Source organism: Knoellia sp. LjRoot47 (genome assembly GCF_964253435.1).
Taxonomy (GTDB): Bacteria; Actinomycetota; Actinomycetes; order Actinomycetales; family Dermatophilaceae; genus Knoellia.
This window is the reverse complement of the sequence record NZ_CAXUQS020000001.1, coordinates 317,005-333,544: the sequence shown is the minus strand read 5'-3', so window position 1 is coordinate 333,544 and position 16,540 is coordinate 317,005. Positions and strand designations below refer to the sequence as shown.

The following is a 16,540-nucleotide window of genomic DNA, read 5'->3' as shown; positions in this document are numbered from 1 at the left end:
CCCGTGGAGCTGAGACACGAGTTCACCGTGCCCGCCGACGTCGACACCGTGTGGGACGTGCTGCTCGACCTCGAACGGGTTGGTGGCTGCTTCCCTGGCGCGACCGTCACCGAGGTCACCGACGACGGCTTCTCGGGGACGGTCAAGGTCAAGCTCGGCCCGATCGCCCTCGTGTATGCCGGCTCCGGCACCTTCGTCGAGCGCGACCCCGCCACGCACCGCGCGGTCATCGAGGCCAAGGGCAAGGACAAGCGAGGCAACGGCACGGCTGGCGCCAACGTCACCATGCAGCTCACGCCCGAGGACGGCGCGACCCGGGTCGAGGTCGCCACCGACCTGGCCATCACCGGCAAGCCGGCACAGTTCGGGCGGGGCGTCATGCAGGACGTGTCCGACAAGCTGCTGCGTCAGTTCGTCGAGTGCATCGAGGGGCAGTTCGCGCCGACCGACGTGCCGGACGAGGCCACAGCGTCGGCGGAGGTGGAGGCGGAGGCCGCGGACACGGCGCCCGTCGCTGCCGTCGCGTCGACGTCGGCGACGCCGCCTGCGTCGACACCCACCACGTCGAAGCCCGCGAGGTCGGCGCCGGCACCGAAGCCGGTGGACGACGCGATCGACCTCGGAGCCATCGCCTTCCCGTCCGCGGTGCGGACGTGGGGTCCGTATGCCGTGGCGGGACTCATCGGGGTCCTCGTCGGCTACGCGTGGGGCCGCGACCGGGGCTGACTCCGCAGTCGAGAGGAGAGAACACGTCGCCTAGGGGCTGTCCCGGTGCGGCGTGTTCTCTCCTCTCGACCACGTGGGGCAGCTGGCGACGACGTCAGGCCGCGCGGTCGTAGGCGTCGAGGTCGTGCAGCACGCGCCGGCTGTCGGCGTCGTGGTCGACGTGGTGGCGGAAGTCGTCGGACCAGGGGGCGACCCGCTGGCGGCGGTTGTTGCGCTCGAGGGCCCAGACGAAGAGGGCGGTGAGGATGAGCGCGGGGACGATGGGGACGAGGTTCTCGATGAATGTGCTCATGGCATAAGTTTGATGCTCGACCACATCCTGCCACGAGTGGCAGACCTGCCCCTCTTGCACAAGATGCTGCCACGCTGTCATGCTGCAGGGATGGCCCTAAGTTCCGTCGCCGTCGTGCTCCAGGATCCGGTCGCGATGTTCGAGTTCGGTGTCCTGTCCGAGGTGTTCGGCATCGACCGCACCGACGACGGCGTGCCGGCGTTCGACTTCCGTGTCTGCGCGGAGCGCCCGGGGGAGCCGATGCAGGCGGACGGGCAGACCATGCTCGTCGCGCCGTTCGGGCTGGACGCGGCGGCCGATGCCGACCTCGTCGCCATCCCGGCGAGCAGCTCGGCGGACCGGCCGTCGGAGGCCGTCAAGCACGTCGTGCGCGACGCCGTCGAGCGCGGCGCCTACGTCCTGTCGGTCTGCTCGGGAGCGTTCACGCTCGCGGCAGCCGGCGTCCTCGACGGGCGCGAGTGCACGACCCACTGGCGGCACAGCGACGAGCTCGCGTCCGCCTACCCGCTCGCGCACGTCAACCCCGACGTCCTCTACGCCCACGACGGCACGGTCATCACGAGCGCGGGCACCGCCGCGGGGATGGATGCCTGCCTCCACCTCGTGCGCAGCGAGCACGGGGGAGCGGTCGCCAACCGGATCGCCCGCCGCATGGTCGTCTCGCCCCACCGCGACGGCGGTCAGCGCCAGTTCATCGACCGGCCCGTCCCCGTCACCGAGTGCGAGAGCATCGGCCCGGTGCTGCAGTGGCTGCTCGAGCACCTCGACGAGCCGCACACCGTCGCCGGGCTGGCCCGTCGCGCGTCGATGTCGTCGCGGACGTTCGCCCGGCGCTTCGTCTCCGAGACGGGCACGACCCCGCACCAGTGGGTCACCGACCAGCGGGTGCTCCGGGCGCGCGAGCTGCTCGAGGAGACCGACCTGTCGATCGAGCAGATCGCCGGCGACGTCGGGTTCGGGTCGGCCGCGCTGCTGCGGCACCACTTCTCGCAGTGCACGGGCCTCACGCCGACAGTGTTCCGGACCCGCCACCGCTCACCCGCCTGACCCGCTCCACCTGTCGCGCCCGACCGATCTTCACGAGATCTCCACAGGTCGTGCCCACGCGACTCGCAGGCAGGCTCCTACTGTCGGTGCCATGACGACAACAGGTGCGGGGACCGTGGGTGGACCGAAGGCGACGGTGCTCGTCGTCGAGGACGAGCCGACGATCAACCAGGCCGTCACCGACCGCCTGCGCGCCGAGGGATACGCCGTCCACCAGGCCTTCGACGGTCCGGCGGCGGTCGAGGCCTTCGGTGAGCACGGACCCGACGTCGTCGTCCTCGACGTCATGCTCCCCGGCTTCGACGGGCTCGAGGTCTGCCGCCGGATCCAGGCGATCCGCCCCGTCCCCGTCCTCATGCTCACCGCCCGCGACGACGAGACCGACATCCTCGTCGGCCTCGGGGTGGGAGCCGACGACTACGTCACCAAGCCGTTCCGGATGCGTGAGGTCGTCGCCCGCACCCACGCCCTCCTGCGTCGCGTCGAGCGCGCCGCCGAGCTGGCCTCGGTCCCGGCGCCGACGACCGCCGTCGGGCCCGTCGAGATCGACGGTCCGGCCCGACGCGTCACCGTCGACGGCGGCGAGGTCCACCTCACGCCCCTCGAGTTCGACCTGCTCGCCGCGCTCGCGGCCACCCCCGGTGCGGTGCGCTCGCGCGAACAGCTCATGAGCGAGGTGTGGGGCTGGTCCGACGCGTCCGGCACCCGCACCCTCGACAGCCACGTGAAGTCCCTGCGCGCCAAGATCGGCGCCTCCCGCGTCCGCACCGTGCACGGGGTGGGCTACGCCCTGGAGACGACGTGAACACCGTCGAACCCCTTCAGGGCGTCGGCTCGATCAAGGTCAAGCTCGGCTTCCTCGTCGGCGCGAGCTGCGTCGTGGCCGCACTCTTCGCGACGATCGGCGATCGCGCCGGTATGCCGCTCTGGCTCACCCTCCCGGTCACGGTCGCCCTGGCGCTGGCCGTCGTCCAGTGGCTCGCCCGCGGGATGACGGCGCCCCTGCGCGAGATGACGCACGCCGCGAGCCGGATGGCAGCGGGTGACTACGCGCAGCGGGTCTCGACCGTCTCCACCGACGAGGTCGGGCAGCTCGCCCGCGCCTTCAACGCCATGTCGGCGGACCTCGCCGACGCCGACTCCCAGCGGCGCCAGCTCATCGCGACCGTGTCGCACGAGCTGCGCACGCCGCTCACCGCGCAGCGAGCGCTGCTCGAGAACCTCGTCGACGGGGTCGTTCAGCCGGACGATGCAGCGCTCAGGGGTGCGCTGACACAGTCCGAACGCCTGAGCGACCTCGTCGGCGACCTCCTCGACCTCTCGCGCATCGACGCGGGGGTGGCGCCCCTGCGGCTCGAGGAGGTCGTGGTCGCGGACCTCCTGCGCGGTGCCGTCGCCGAGGCGGAGCTCGGCTCCCGCACCGTGACCCACGTATGCCGGGTGGTCCCGGAGGACCTCACCGTCACCGCCGACCCCGCTCGCCTCAAGCAGCTCGTCGCCAACCTGCTCGACAACGCCGCCCGGCACAGCCCGCCGAACGGTGAGATCGAGCTCGTGGCAACGGCGCTCGACGACGCGACCTGGACCTTCGACGTCATCGACCAGGGTCCCGGCATCCCCGCCGACAAGGCCGGCAACGTGTTCCGGCGCTTCGGCACGGGCGACGACTCCGGTGGCGGCACCGGCCTCGGCCTCGCCATCGCGGCGTGGGTCTGCCAGCTCCACGGCGGCTCCATCTCCGTCCTTCCCACCCGGCCCGGCGGGCGAGGTGCGCGGCTGCGCGCGGTCCTGCCACGGCATACCCGATCCCGTGCACGCGAGGCGAGCACGCCTGCGGCACAGACCATCTCGGAGGCTCCCATGACCACGACCCCCGTCCCGCCGTCCCAGCCCGCGCGACCCGCGCAGCCGGCACGCCCCGCCCAGCCGGCGTCAGCGACGGCCGTCGCCAGGCCGGGGCCGCCGCCCTTCACCGACGTTGTCTTCGGCAAGTTCTGGCCCGAGTCGGGTCTGCGACCCCAGCCACAGCTCCTCATCGGTGCGCTGCTCCTCGGTCTCTTCGCGTCGTTCACGGTGCCGGACAGGCGCATCGGACTTGCCGCCTTCATCGTCGTCCTGCTCGCCGCCGGGCTCATGCTGTGGGCGTCGAAGGAGAGGCGCAGCCCGTGGAGCATCGCCTGCGTCGCCGTCGGGATCGCGCTCACCGCGATGACCGTCGTGCGCGCCACCGAGTGGATCGCGGTCCTGTCGGTCCTGCTCGCAGCGCTGCTGCTCGCGGCGACGGTGACGCGGGCCCGCTCGTTCATCAGCATCCCGCTGTCGGCGATGTCGTGGGTGCTCGCCGGGCTGCGCGGCCTGCCGCTCCTGGGGCGCACGCTCACGGCGACGAGCCGGATGCCACTGCTCTGGCCGGTGCTGCGGACCGTCGCCATCGCGGCCGTCGGGCTCGTCCTCTTCGGTGGGCTGTTCGCCTCGGGTGACGCGATCTTCGGCTCGTGGGCGCAGTCGCTCGTGCCGGACCTGCGGTGGGACACGATCATCGCCCGCATCTTCGTCTTCGTGTTCGTCGCCGGTGTCGCGCTGGCCGGTGCCTACCTCGCGCTCAACCCGCCGAAGATCGCCGACCTCGACGTGCCGCGGGGTGCGCCCGTCCGGCACCGGTGGGAGTGGCTCGTGCCGCTCGGTGTCGTCATTGCGATCTTCGCGCTGTTCCTCGTCGCGCAGGCCACGGCGATGTGGGGCGGTCACGAGTACCTGCGGGAGACCACCGGCCTCACGTATGCCGAGTACGTCCACGAGGGCTTCGGTCAGCTCACCACGGCGACGTTCCTCACCCTCGTCGTCGTCGGCATAGCGACCCGCAAGGCCTCGCAGGAGACGGCCTCGGACCGCCTCGCGTTGCGGGTCTCGCTGCTCGTGCTGTGCACGCTGACCCTGGCAGTCGTGGCTTCCGCGCTCTACCGGATGTCGCTCTACCAAGAGGCCTACGGCTACACGGTGCTGCGCGTCTTCGTCGACGGGTTCGAGCTCTGGCTGGGCCTGCTCATCGTCCTCATGATGGTGGCGGTCGTGCGGCTCAAGGGGACGTGGGTGCCGCGGGCGGCGCTCATCTCGGGCGCTGTGCTCTTCCTCGGGTTCGGGCTGATGAACCCCGACGGCTGGGTGGCGACGCGCAACATCGAGCGCTTCCACGCCACGGGCAAGCTCGACACCTACTACCTCGCCGGTCTCGGGGTGGACGCGACTCCGGCGATCCTCGCGGGGCTCGACGACAAGCAGGCGGCGTGCGTCGTCACGTGGCGCATGGAGAAGAGCGCCGACCGCAACGACGATGTGCTCGAGCTCAACCTCGGAAGGCAAAACGCCTTCAACGCGGCCAAGGGCAAGGACCTCACGGTCGACCCGTCGTTCTGCAAGGGCTTCGGCGACGGATTCGTCCCCACCGACACCCGCGCCGAGATCTTCGACTGATTGCCCCACGCCGAGGTCGTGAAGTGAGTGACCCAGGCCGAGGTGAGTGACTCGACTTATTGCCCGTTCGGGCGCCTTGCCGATCGGCGCACGTTCGCTGGGATGCGCCCGAACAGGCAATAAGTCGCACGGAGGTGGGCGGACGGCATACTCGGCGCATGTCTTCCCACGGCCTGGACTCGACCACGGTGCTCGTCCTCAACGGCCCCAACCTCAACCTGCTGGGCGAGCGCGAGCCCGAGATCTACGGCAGCGACACGCTCGCGGACGTCGAGAATTTGTGCCGTATCGCGTGCAACGCCGAGGGGCTGACCCTCGACTTCCGGCAGACCAACTCCGAGGGCACGCTCGTGGACTGGGTGCAGGAGGGGCGGCGCGGGATCGCCGGGCTCGTCATCAACGCGGCGGGCTACACGCACACGTCCGTCGCGCTGCGTGACGCGATGTCGGCCGTGACCGTGCCGAGCGTCGAGGTGCACATCAGCGACATCCACGCGCGCGAGGAGTTCCGGCACTTCAGCTATCTCACCGACGTCACCGACCACCAGGTCATAGGGCGTGGGATCGCCGGCTACGTCGAGGCGATTCGCTGGCTCGTGACTCGGCGCCACCGCTAGCCTCAAGCCACACGGCGCACCTCGCGCCCCCGTTGCAGGAGGCACGCATGGTCTACGTCGTCATCGGCATCATCGTCGTCATCGGTCTACTCGCGTGGTACCTCGGTCGGCGCGACTCCTCCACCCGCGGTCAGATCTCGTCGCACTCGTCGGCCGACGCCCAGGCTCCGTTCCGCCAGGAGGGCAACGGCGGTGGGCTCGGCAGCGGCTCCTACACCGGTGGCGGCAACACCTGAACCCCGGTTTCACGCCTGTCCAACAAGGGCCGCGACCGCTAGGTTGAGCCCACGCTGGACGTTCCAGCAGCAGGGGAGGCAGTCATGTGGCAGCTCATCGTCGGTTTCGTCGTCGTCATCGCCGTGCTCGCGTTCGTGCTCAACCGGCGCGGTAACTCTGGTCTGCACAGCAAGGGCTCGACCGACACCGAGGCGGGTTCGCTCGGGCAGGCGATGCGCCACAACCACCCGGGCAGCGGCGGCATCGGCGCTCCCTGACCGCTGACGTCGCAACGCTCGAGCGGACTCATGCCGAGTTGTGTCGCAACGCCTCGGTCGGCACTCGCGCGTTGCCTCTGGTCGCTGCGCGGCGGCCAGCACTCACGCAGTCACGCTGTCGAAGAGCTTCAGGCGCCCATCGGCAAGTCGGCGGTGCCGTCCCACGCATGGGACAGGGCATGGGAGTGCTCTGCTTCGAGGTCGTCGACGAGTCGCAGGAGAACGTCTTCGGGAATTTGTGATGCCCAACCGTCGGGCGGTCCGGTGTCGAGCCGTGTCCGTCCTCCGCGAGTGTTCGGCGCCCCTCGAGCTGCTCGAAGCTCGCGGAGCCGTCGCTCGAGCCCTAGGTCGTAACTGCCCGGGCTGAGGTCCCATGTCACGGACCTGCCGTCATCGTCGGGTGGATGCACCGTCGCGATGAGCCGTCTCTCGTGGACGAAAGTATGGTGGCGCTGGCACAGCAAGGCAGCGTTGGTCAGGTCCGACGGTCCGCCGTCGGCCCAGTGCACGAGATGGTGTGCCTGCGTCCACGCCGCCGGCGCGTCACAGCCGGGGAAGGAGCACCCACCGTCGCGGTGCCACAGGACGCGGCGCTGACCGCGGGTGAAGAGCCGCGTCGCGCGGCCGAGGTCGACCACCTCACTTTCCGCCCCGAGGACGATCGGGATGAGGTCTGCATCGCACGCCAGCTGGCGGACCATGGAGGGTGCCAGGATCGTGCCGGCCGCCCGCGACGCCATGACACGGCCACATCCCTCGCCTGCACCGCCCGCGCTGCCCGAACGCGAATCCGCAACCGCGGCCAGCGCTGCCTGCAGGTCGGCCAGGCCCAACGTCACATGAAGGCTGGTGGGACTCGCACCGGGCGCGGCGCCTCCGGCCTCTTGGGAAGCGCGCGTGGCCAGCACCGCCGACAGCGCCTCGACCCGTCGCTGCCCAGCCGTCCGCAGATCGGCCTCGCCCGTGTCGGGGTTGGGGCATGGCTTCGCCAGAGGCCCGATGGCCGCTTCGAGTCGCGCGGACTGCTCCGGCGTCATGGCCATGCGGTACTCGGTGAGGTCGCCGTCATGAACGGCCGGACTCGACAGGAACGCGCCCCCGCGCAGTCGGCGCTGCTGATCGTCGAACTCGCCCTCGGCCCCGTATCTCGCGAGCAGCTGTGTACGGATCTCGCGCGCTCTGTCCTGACCGCAAAGCACGCCGTGGTCCAGGATCGCCTTCGTCACGGCCGGCACCGCCTCGGGCTTGAGGAGGTCCTTCATCCGAGCGACCTCGCGCATCGCCGTCAGTGCCAGCCCCACACCCACGTCGCCGGAGACCACCCGGCCCCACACGATGCCCTCGGGACGGTCCTGGTCCGCGAACGCCCCGGACTCGGGTCCACCACGCGACCACTGACCACCGGGCGTCGCGGCCGCGACGTCCTGAGCCAGCTGGGCCACCTGCCCGGCGCCGCTCTGCCGCAACGATGGAGCGTGCTCGAGCACCCACTCGTGCACCGAACCGGCACCGCGTCGCGCTGATGCGAACTCACCCCTGTGACACGCCTCTGCGGTGACCTGCACCTGCGCTGCCCGCGCCTGCGCGGCGACCGCGTCGGCGACGCTCATGATCTCGGCCAGCTCGACGGCCGACATCGCAGCCAGGTCCTTGGCCACATCGCACAACCCGTCGCGTGCCGCAGTCAGCACAGCGGTCAGACCCGCTCCTGCCAACTGCTGCTCGTCCATCGAAACCCTCCCCAACGACTGATTCGAACCTATCGGGAGCCACTGACAGCGAACCGACATCGCCACTGCTACCCGGCGTGCACCGCCCCACCCAGAGACGTGGCGGATGGCCGCCATAGTGGTGGTGGTGACCTGCCCCGACGCGGTGTGCTGCTGACGTTCCGACCCCACCGGGGGTACTGAACGTCATCTCCCGCCAGGCTCCGCAGAGAGGCCCACCCATGTCATCGTCATCGTCCCGAATCCGCCGCGTCGCTTGCGGGTCCGCAGTCGTCACCAGCGCCGTGGCGGCCACCATCGCCGCAGCCCCGATGGCCCACGGCGCAGGTTCGCTGGGATCCTGCAGCGCCCACCGAAATGCCACGACGGCGCGCGGATGGTGCGACGGAAGGGGACCCGACTACACCTACGTCGCCGTCACCCAGTGCTATAAGACCAGCTCCATCATCACGAACGACTACGGGCTGGAGCGATGGGCTGGGGACCGCCGGATGTCAGAGGCGACGTGCCCACGGGGCACGACCTACAAGTGGGGTGGATTGTTCGTCTATTACAAGGGTCAGTACATCAAGAGGGTTACTGCCGGTTGGTGATGGACCACTGGCCCGCCCACCGACACCCGTCACGCCTCGACGACTGAAGCCTTCGTGACTTCCGGGTACTTAGTAGGACGTCCTACTATTTCTCCCATGACTGCGACGTCCCCCCAGGCTCCTCAGGCTCCCGAGCTCCACGTGCCCACGAACCCGGTGCGCATCGTCACCGCCTCGAGCCTGTTCGACGGGCACGACGCGTCGATCAACATCATGCGGCGGATCATGCAGAGCCAGGGCGCGGAGGTCGTCCACCTCGGGCACAACCGCTCCGTCCAGGAGGTCGTCGACGCGGCGATCGAGGAGGACGTCCAGGGCGTCGCCGTCTCGTCCTACCAAGGGGGCCACGTCGAGTACTTCGAGTACCTCGTCCAGCTCCTCCGCGAGGCCGGCGCCGGCCATGTCAAGGTCGTCGGCGGTGGCGGTGGCGTCATCGTCGCCGACGAGATCGCCCGCCTGCGCGAGGCGGGCGTGACGATCTTCAGCCCCGAGGACGGCCAGCGGCTCGGTCTCGTCGGGATGATCAACACCGTCATCGAGGACTGCGACACCGACCTGTATGCCGTCCGCTCGGCCGACATGTCTGCCGTCCTCTCGGGCGACCGGGCAGCCGTCGCCCGCGCCATCACCGGCGCCGAGACCCACAAGCTCAGCGACGAGGACCGCGCCGAGCTCACCAAGGCAGCCGAGGGCCGCCACGTCCCCGTCGTCGGCATCACCGGCACCGGTGGCTCCGGCAAGTCGAGCCTCACCGACGAGCTCGTCCGCCGCTTGCGCGTCGACCAGCAGGACAAGCTGCGCGTGGCCGTCGTCGCCGTCGACCCGACCCGTCGCAAGGGCGGTGGCGCCCTGCTCGGCGACCGCATCCGGATGAACTCGCTCGACGGCGACCGCATCTTCTTCCGCTCGCTCGCGACCCGCGGCGGCCGCGAGGTGCCCGAAGCGCTCGAGGACGTCATCACGATCCTCAAGGCCGCGGCATACGACCTCATCGTCATCGAGACGCCCGGCATCGGCCAGGGCGACGCGGCGATCGTGCCGTTCGCCGACGTGTCGATGTATGTCATGACGCCCGAGTTCGGCGCGCAGAGCCAGCTCGAGAAGATCGACATGCTCGACTTCGCCGACCTCGTTGCCATCAATAAGTTCGAGCGGCGCGGCGCCATGGACGCGCTGCGCGACGTCGGCCGCCAGCTCGTCCGCAACCGCAACGCCTTCGGCAAGAAGCCCGAGGACATGCCGGTCTTCGGCACCTCCGCCGCGACGTTCAACGACGACGGCGTGACCGCGCTCTACCAGGAGCTGCGCGGCCTGCTCTCCGAGAAGGGCCTCGAGTTCTCCGAGGGCGTCCTGCCGCCCGTCTCCGTGCGGTACTCGTCGGTGCTGCGCCAGATCGTGCCCGCCGCGCGCGTGCGCTACCTCTCCGAGATCTCCGACACCGTCCGTGGATACCACTCGCAGACCGAGGCGTATGCCGCCCACGCCCGTCGCGTGCAGCGGCTCGAGTTCGTGGACGACGAGCTCGCTGCGGCCGGTCACGAGGACCACGCGGTCGATGCGCTGCTGGCCGAGGCTCGGAAGGCTCTGCCGGCCGAGGTCGAGGAGGCCATCGAGCGTTGGCCCGCGGTCGTCGAGTCGTATGCCGGTGACGAGCAGGTCGTGCGCATCCGCGACAAGGAGCTGCACACGTCGCTGGTCAAGGAGTCGCTGAGCGGCAACAAGATCCGCCGCGTCTCGGTGCCGTCGTTCGCCGACCACGGTGACCTCGTGTCGTTCCTGCGGCGCGAGAACCTGCCCGGCTTCTTCCCGTTCACCGCTGGGGTGTTCCCGTTCAAGCGCGACAACGAGGACCCGGCGCGCATGTTCGCCGGCGAGGGCGACCCGTTCCGCACGAACCGCCGGTTCAAGCTGCTGTCCGAGGGTCAGCCGGCGACGCGTCTGTCGACGGCGTTCGACTCGGTGACGCTCTATGGCCGCGACCCCGACCCGCGCCCCGACATCTACGGCAAGGTCGGCACCTCCGGTGTCTCGATCGCGACGCTCGACGACATGAAGGCGCTCTACGACGGGTTCGACCTCACGTCACCGTCGACGAGTGTCTCGATGACGATCAACGGCCCGGCGCCGACGATCCTCGCGTTCTTCCTCAACACGGTCATCGACGGTGAGATGGCGAAGTTCTCCGAGCGCGAGGGGCGCGAGCCCAACGAGGAGGAGGCGGCCGGCATACGGGCGCTTGCTCTTGCGTCGGTGCGCGGCACGGTCCAGGCCGACATCCTCAAGGAGGACCAAGGGCAGAACACGTGCCTGTTCTCGACAGAGTTCTCGCTGCGGATGATGGCCGACATCCAGGAGTGGTTCATCGAGCAGCAGGTGCGCAACTTCTACTCGGTGTCGATCTCCGGCTATCACATCGCCGAGGCGGGGGCGAACCCCATCAGCCAGCTCGCGTTCACGCTGGCGAACGGGTTCACGTATGTCGAGGCGTACCTCGCGCGCGGCATGGACATCAACGACTTCGCGCCGAACCTGTCGTTCTTCTTCAGCAATGGCATGGATCCCGAGTACTCGGTCATCGGTCGGGTGGCGCGCCGGATCTGGGCGGTCGCGATGCGCGAGAAGTACGGCGCGAACGAGCGTTCGCAGAAGCTGAAGTACCACGTGCAGACGTCGGGTCGTTCGCTGCACGCGCAGGAGATGGACTTCAACGACATCCGCACGACGCTGCAGGCGCTCATCGCGATCTATGACAACGCGAACTCGTTGCACACCAACGCCTTTGACGAGGCGGTGACGACCCCGGGTCCGGACTCGGTGCGTCGGGCGCTGGCGATCCAGATGATCATCAACCGTGAGTGGGGGCTCGCGATGAACGAGAACCCGCTGCAGGGGTCGTACGTCATCGACGAGCTGACCGACATGGTCGAGGCGGCGGTGCTGGCGGAGTTCGACCGGATCTCGGAGCGCGGGGGAGTGCTCGGGGCGATGGAGACCGGCTACCAGCGCGGCAAGATCCAGGACGAGTCGATGCTCTATGAGCACCGCAAGCACGACGGGTCGCTGCCGATCATCGGTGTCAACACGTTCCGCAAGCCCGATGCGGAGGGTGGCACGCCGCAGCACGTCGAGCTCGCGCGGGCGTCGGAGTCCGAGAAGGAGTCCCAGCTGGCCCGGGTCCGCGCGTACCGCGAGGCGCACTCGGTCGAGGCCGAGGAGGCGCTGGGCCGGCTGCGTGCGGCGGCGATGTCGGGCGACAACGTGTTCGCGGTGCTCATGGATGCTGCTCGGGTGTGCACGCTGCAGCAGGTCACGGACGCCTTCTTCGAGGTCGGAGGCCAGTATCGCCGCAACGTTTAGCCATTTGCGGATCGTCGCTGCGTGCGGAGGATGGTGCTCGCTTGCGCACTGCTCGGTGATTGGCCCGAAAGGAGCAACCCCTTCGTTTCCCTGAGCCCAACTCGGTGCCCCTCGGGCCGAACGGTTAGGGCGGTCATCTGGCTCACTCCATGCGTCCAGAGCGCTAGCCCCGCAAGGGCCAGCCCATAGTGCGGTGACCCCGGTCGACCGCTCGGCGTGCCGCTGCAGTCACGGCCCAAACACTAGACGGACTGCTGCCATGTGAATGCCGGACGCTATTGCTGGCCTTCGTCCTTCAGCTTCTTAGCTGTGCGTCGATACACACGATCCGAGATCGCCTCTGCTACAGCATCAATATCAGCCTTGTCCGCCGCGAACTTGGCGAGGCATGCCCTCGCTGCCTGAACAGTTACATCCGCGTCGCGCAAGTCCAAGTCGCGGTACTGCCGCATCCGAACGCGCAATTCGCCTAGTGATCTGCCTGATTTGGCGTGGGCCTCCGCCGAATCGCTCGGTCGGACGAAAGTCAACAGTGCGGAGCACAACGACGCGAGGACCGCTAGAACCGTTGGTATCCATGTGGCCAGGTCCTGTAGTACGGATATAGCAGTCAGGGTTCCCGCAGCTGTTGCCACGAGCCCTAGCCAAAAGTAGGTCCTTCGGGCGCGCTCCTCGTGTCTAAAGTGCGCCTTCTCTGTATATAGAACCGAGGACAAAAGACGGTTCAGTTCCGTCTTGACGGCATCCCGATCTGCTGGCGTCATGTCGCGCCCTCCCAATCCGTAGCACTAGAAAGGGCCTTCAGGAATAAAGAATTTCGCAGAGGCACCCTTCGAAGGTCACCCGGTTCCAACTTTACAGATCCGCGATGGAATAGCCGGCCTATCGTTAACAAGTCTTCAGCTCGAACGTCCTGGAGTGCGCGGTGAACGTCCGACATTTTGACACCGCTCTTTTTCATCCAATCTGATAGAAGAGCGTTTGGACGTACAACGTGGTAATTGTTCAACGCTCTGCCGAGACTCGCATTAAGAATGAACCGGTCTCCACCTCTCGTCGCCCCGGTCATGCTTATAAAGACAATTGGGGGAACCAGCTGCTGCTCTTGGCGATAAAATGGGCTTCGTCTCTTGGGTAGGGCTAGGTCAGCGACAGACATATGTTCAGACAGGTAGCCATGGAGTCTCGGTGCCAAACGCTCAAGTTCCCTCCACGGAAGTTTCGAGTCGATGAGCCAACGGGGCGAGTAGCCCTCAGGCAATCCGGAGCTTGTAGCTTCAATGATGGAACCGAACAGCTCTCTTGGCTTGGGAAGTAGGACCCGTAGGCAACTCTCCTCGAGCCGCAAACTTTCCTTCACCTCATCGTCGACAACGAAGATGTTGTTTGCGCCTGTGGCTATTCCTCGGGAGACGGTGAACAGCGCCCCCAATTCGACGCCACCCGCACGCGGTGTCGACGCTCCGAGGATCCACGAGGAGTTCCACTTCGCTTCGGTCGTAAGCGTGTGACGGTCGACATCTCGCTCTCGCTCCGGAGTAAGCAACGAGTCTCCTTGAGACCAGTGGACGCGGCCTGAGCGCGAAGGGGCACCCTTTCGGTACGTGACCACGACGGTAGATACGCGCTTGCGGTGAAAGCGCATTGCGTCCGTGTAGACGTGCACTGAGAGCAAGTCCACTTGCAACATCAGGTATCGGCGGACGGGTTCCGCTGAGTCGGAGTAAAGGACCTCGCCCGGCAGCACCCACGCGGCCACGGCGCCATGGTCAAGGAAGGCATCTGCGTGCAGCATGAAGTAGATGTAAAGGTTTGCCCGTTTGGAGAGCGTGATGCCGAGGCGGTCCCGAATCTGATCACGCGCTACTTCGTAAGCGTTGCTCGAATCGAGCGATGGGCGCATGTAGGGAGGGTTCGCCAGGAGGAGGTTCGGAAGGAGGCTCTCGTCGGAGGCCTTCGTCCGGATGTCGGCTGGCTTGACGGACAGGAAGTCAGCAACTACGACTCGGAGGTTGGAGCCGTCGAATGCGTGCTGAGTCAATCCGGCACGCTGTATGCGCTTCTCTATTCCGATGGCGGACGTGATTCGAGCTAGAGAGGTTTTAGTGGCCGGCGAGGTTTTGGCCTCGAGAGTGGCGAAGAAGACGCCGCCGCCAATCGCCGGGTCAAGTAGCGAGATCTTCGTCTGCTCGGGAAGTAGATGCTGCAGGGCCTGGTCCACCACTTCTGCCGCAATCTCCGGCGGTGTGATCACCGTTGCCGTTTCTTCTGGACTCTTGGCGTGCGCTGTCTCTTCAATCCCAAGATCCGTGTCTGACAGCAATTGCGGTTGGTGTACTCGGTGAAACACCAGATGATCTTTAGATTCGACCTGCCTGGAGACGACCGAGAGTGGCTTGACGTTCTCGGCGGAATGCACGCGCCGTACGATCTGATCTATCAGATCCAGCTTGGCGTCGGCTGTGACAGAGTGCAGCGCTGCAATAGTTGGGGCTCGGCCGGTCAACTCTTGAAATAAGTCCGCCGCGCCTGTAGTAAGTGCTCCTGGTGCGCCGTTGATGTCTGACCGCAATCCTCGAAAAGCTTCGAAGCTCATGATCACGGATTGGCCGGGGGAGTACTCAAGATTCCACGGGTAGGCTCGAAGGAGTTGTAGCAACTCAAATGCCACGCCGCTTGGTCGCCCCTCGTAAAGGGTGACGTGAAAGATGCTGTCCGGGAAATCAGGCTTGTACGCAATTGATTCAAGACGAGGGGCCCCGCACCGCAGGAAGGTGGTGCCGATCAGCCCCTGCTCGTAGCCAGCAAGGTCGAATGTGCCAGGGGCTTCAAGAACAACTCGGTCAACCTGCGTTGAGGAGAAGACCGCCTGAAAGGAGGGGGGTATCTGAATGTCGGAATAACGTAACGTGATGTGAGGTACATCGGTAGATTGTGGCTGCATAACTCGCCGAATCAGCTGCAAAGCGGAAGCGACTGGATCTTCCAAGAAGAACAGCCCCAAACTGGAGGCCACCACGTTATATCGCCAGCATTCTTGCCAGATGATACCCGCGATCGGCCTCTCTTTGTTGACCAACTGCATCGATGACCTGGTACATGAGGTCGCCGTAACGTCGCGCCCTGATGCGCTCTCGTTTTCGGCGGGTGTCATCGCTGAAGATGGCTTCTATCTCTGAAGTGGGGAGCGCAGTCATCTCGAGGAAATGGTCGTACAGTTCGGACATCTCCTCGAGTGCCTCGCGTGACTCAGGAACGTTCTCGTGAACAACGTCGAGTCGACCCCTAGGGGTTCTGGACAAAATATCAGTTAGCCCGTCGTGGTAAATGGGGTGGATGCTCTCTATGGCGGCGATAGTCGCATAGCAAGTCGTAAGTCGGCTGATGCGCAGTTTGTAGTTCTTAACCCTGTGCGCCGCTCTCCTGTCACGCTTGACCGCTTCGTTGCGACTATTTTCATAGTTTATTAAGAGTGTGGTCCAAAAGCGACGTATGTCATTTACAAGAAATAGCGGATAGAAAGTCTCCTCGTGACCGGGCATGTCTCGGCTGTACTCGGCAATTACAGCCCGTACGATTTCATCGAATACTTCGGGTCTTGTTACCGGCGCACTCTCGAGAAGCATGAGCATCCGCGCCGTGAAATGGTTCCCGTAGTCGTCCTTTCGCCCCCCCAGTCGACGCAGAACCTCATTCGTCCGATGGGTGACAAGGTATCGGCCATTATCAGTAAAGGCAGGGAATCCCATATCCCCGGCGATGCTGTGTAGTTGACGGAAGAATCTCGCCTCTCGGGCTCGATCGTTTCGGCGGTTTGCCTTGAGGCCATACATGAAGAACAGGTCGATGTCACTGTGGACACCAGCTTCCATTCGCCCGTAGGACCCAGCAGCGAACACAGTCAGATCGGACAGGTCGGCGAACGCGCCGGTTTCGTCAAGCCGCAGCCGAAGCTCAGCTAGCTTGTCCTGCGAATATTCTGATCGCTGGGTTCGTATCTCAGATGCCAATGTCACCCTCCTAGGTCGGATGCTCACACTAGTGATTCACAGCTCGCTGCGCTTGCCTAACTCACCGGGGGCCACCCGTTCTGGAATCGCCATTCCGGGCCAGGCAGGAACTGGTGGGCTGGCGTGCATCCGAGTCCGTGACAACGCAGCCTAATCAGCGTGCCTCACCCCGGTGGTTGGACTGACGACTGGCGATCGAGATC

Annotated in this window: 13 protein-coding genes; 8 read left to right on the top strand and 5 right to left on the bottom strand. The window is 66.5% G+C overall.

Annotated elements, in window-relative coordinates; all coding sequences use genetic code 11:
• Positions 1 to 3 precede the first annotated feature (3 nt).
• Positions 4 to 726, top strand: coding sequence for an SRPBCC family protein (locus ACSQ11_RS01625; RefSeq protein WP_436002405.1), 723 nt, complete (start codon positions 4 to 6; stop codon positions 724 to 726).
• 94 nt (positions 727 to 820) lie between these two features.
• Here the strand turns inward: ACSQ11_RS01625 and ACSQ11_RS01620 are convergent, their stop codons facing one another.
• Positions 821 to 1,018 carry a hypothetical protein gene (locus ACSQ11_RS01620; RefSeq protein WP_436002403.1) on the bottom strand — a complete coding sequence of 66 codons (198 nt, stop codon included), beginning with the start codon at positions 1,016 to 1,018 and terminating at the stop codon, positions 821 to 823.
• 90 nt (positions 1,019 to 1,108) lie between these two features.
• Here ACSQ11_RS01620 and ACSQ11_RS01615 point away from each other — a divergent pair, with 90 nt between their 5' ends.
• The 6 genes from ACSQ11_RS01615 to ACSQ11_RS01590 all read left to right on the top strand — a co-directional run bounded on the left by ACSQ11_RS01615 (position 1,109) and on the right by ACSQ11_RS01590 (position 6,647).
• On the top strand, positions 1,109 to 2,065 hold the full coding sequence (locus ACSQ11_RS01615) for a helix-turn-helix domain-containing protein (RefSeq protein ID WP_436002401.1): 957 nt from the start codon (positions 1,109 to 1,111) through the stop codon (positions 2,063 to 2,065).
• 91 nt (positions 2,066 to 2,156) lie between these two features.
• Positions 2,157 to 2,870 carry a response regulator transcription factor gene (locus ACSQ11_RS01610; RefSeq protein ID WP_436002399.1) on the top strand — a complete coding sequence of 238 codons (714 nt, stop codon included), beginning with the start codon at positions 2,157 to 2,159 and terminating at the stop codon, positions 2,868 to 2,870.
• Positions 2,867 to 5,536: a DUF4153 domain-containing protein gene (locus ACSQ11_RS01605; protein ID WP_436002397.1), complete on the top strand. Its 2,670-nt coding sequence runs from the start codon at positions 2,867 to 2,869 to the stop codon at positions 5,534 to 5,536. Before ACSQ11_RS01610 ends, ACSQ11_RS01605 begins: the two co-directional genes overlap by 4 nt.
• Positions 5,537 to 5,694: 158 nt before the next feature.
• On the top strand, positions 5,695 to 6,153 hold the full coding sequence (aroQ, locus tag ACSQ11_RS01600) for a type II 3-dehydroquinate dehydratase (RefSeq protein WP_436002395.1): 459 nt from the start codon (positions 5,695 to 5,697) through the stop codon (positions 6,151 to 6,153).
• Positions 6,154 to 6,200: 47 nt separating this feature from the next.
• Positions 6,201 to 6,389, top strand: coding sequence for a hypothetical protein (locus ACSQ11_RS01595; RefSeq protein ID WP_436002393.1), 189 nt, complete (start codon positions 6,201 to 6,203; stop codon positions 6,387 to 6,389).
• 84 nt (positions 6,390 to 6,473) lie between these two features.
• Positions 6,474 to 6,647, top strand: coding sequence for a hypothetical protein (locus tag ACSQ11_RS01590; RefSeq protein ID WP_436002391.1), 174 nt, complete (start codon positions 6,474 to 6,476; stop codon positions 6,645 to 6,647).
• 128 nt (positions 6,648 to 6,775) lie between these two features.
• Here ACSQ11_RS01590 and ACSQ11_RS01585 read toward each other — a convergent pair whose 3' ends face one another.
• Positions 6,776 to 8,377 (bottom strand): DUF222 domain-containing protein, encoded by a 1,602-nt coding sequence (locus ACSQ11_RS01585; protein WP_436002389.1) that lies wholly within the window; start codon positions 8,375 to 8,377, stop codon positions 6,776 to 6,778.
• Between the two features lie 689 nt (positions 8,378 to 9,066).
• On the opposite strand from ACSQ11_RS01585, the gene icmF reads away from it, so the two are divergent.
• Positions 9,067 to 12,327, top strand: coding sequence for a fused isobutyryl-CoA mutase/GTPase IcmF (gene icmF, locus ACSQ11_RS01580; RefSeq protein ID WP_436002387.1), 3,261 nt, complete (start codon positions 9,067 to 9,069; stop codon positions 12,325 to 12,327).
• Between the two features lie 275 nt (positions 12,328 to 12,602).
• On the opposite strand, the gene ACSQ11_RS01575 is transcribed toward icmF, so the two are convergent.
• The 3 genes from ACSQ11_RS01575 to ACSQ11_RS01565 are packed head-to-tail and all read right to left on the bottom strand — an operon-like array spanning position 12,603 to position 16,337.
• Positions 12,603 to 13,091 (bottom strand): SLATT domain-containing protein, encoded by a 489-nt coding sequence (locus ACSQ11_RS01575; RefSeq protein ID WP_436002385.1) that lies wholly within the window; start codon positions 13,089 to 13,091, stop codon positions 12,603 to 12,605.
• Positions 13,088 to 15,412 (bottom strand): N-6 DNA methylase, encoded by a 2,325-nt coding sequence (locus ACSQ11_RS01570; RefSeq protein WP_436002383.1) that lies wholly within the window; start codon positions 15,410 to 15,412, stop codon positions 13,088 to 13,090. The genes ACSQ11_RS01575 and ACSQ11_RS01570 overlap by 4 nt, the downstream gene beginning before the upstream one ends.
• Positions 15,348 to 16,337, bottom strand: a complete 990-nt coding sequence (locus ACSQ11_RS01565; protein ID WP_436002381.1) for a hypothetical protein — start codon at positions 16,335 to 16,337, stop codon at positions 15,348 to 15,350. The genes ACSQ11_RS01570 and ACSQ11_RS01565 overlap by 65 nt, the downstream gene beginning before the upstream one ends.
• Positions 16,338 to 16,540 lie beyond the last annotated feature (203 nt).

What these genes read in the sequence shown, in the direction of transcription:
- ACSQ11_RS01620 (WP_436002403.1), bottom strand. Translation starts at nt 1,018, where the DNA reads ATGAGCACATTCATCGAGAACCTCGTCCCCATCGTCCCCGCGCTCATC.
- ACSQ11_RS01615 (WP_436002401.1), top strand. Translation starts at nt 1,109, where the DNA reads ATGGCCCTAAGTTCCGTCGCCGTCGTGCTCCAGGATCCGGTCGCGATG.
- ACSQ11_RS01610 (WP_436002399.1), top strand. Translation starts at nt 2,157, where the DNA reads ATGACGACAACAGGTGCGGGGACCGTGGGTGGACCGAAGGCGACGGTG.
- aroQ (WP_436002395.1), top strand. Translation starts at nt 5,695, where the DNA reads ATGTCTTCCCACGGCCTGGACTCGACCACGGTGCTCGTCCTCAACGGC.
- ACSQ11_RS01595 (WP_436002393.1), top strand. Translation starts at nt 6,201, where the DNA reads ATGGTCTACGTCGTCATCGGCATCATCGTCGTCATCGGTCTACTCGCG.
- ACSQ11_RS01590 (WP_436002391.1), top strand. Translation starts at nt 6,474, where the DNA reads ATGTGGCAGCTCATCGTCGGTTTCGTCGTCGTCATCGCCGTGCTCGCG.
- ACSQ11_RS01585 (WP_436002389.1), bottom strand. Translation starts at nt 8,377, where the DNA reads ATGGACGAGCAGCAGTTGGCAGGAGCGGGTCTGACCGCTGTGCTGACT.
- icmF (WP_436002387.1), top strand. Translation starts at nt 9,067, where the DNA reads ATGACTGCGACGTCCCCCCAGGCTCCTCAGGCTCCCGAGCTCCACGTG.
- ACSQ11_RS01575 (WP_436002385.1), bottom strand. Translation starts at nt 13,091, where the DNA reads ATGACGCCAGCAGATCGGGATGCCGTCAAGACGGAACTGAACCGTCTT.
- ACSQ11_RS01570 (WP_436002383.1), bottom strand. Translation starts at nt 15,412, where the DNA reads ATGCAGTTGGTCAACAAAGAGAGGCCGATCGCGGGTATCATCTGGCAA.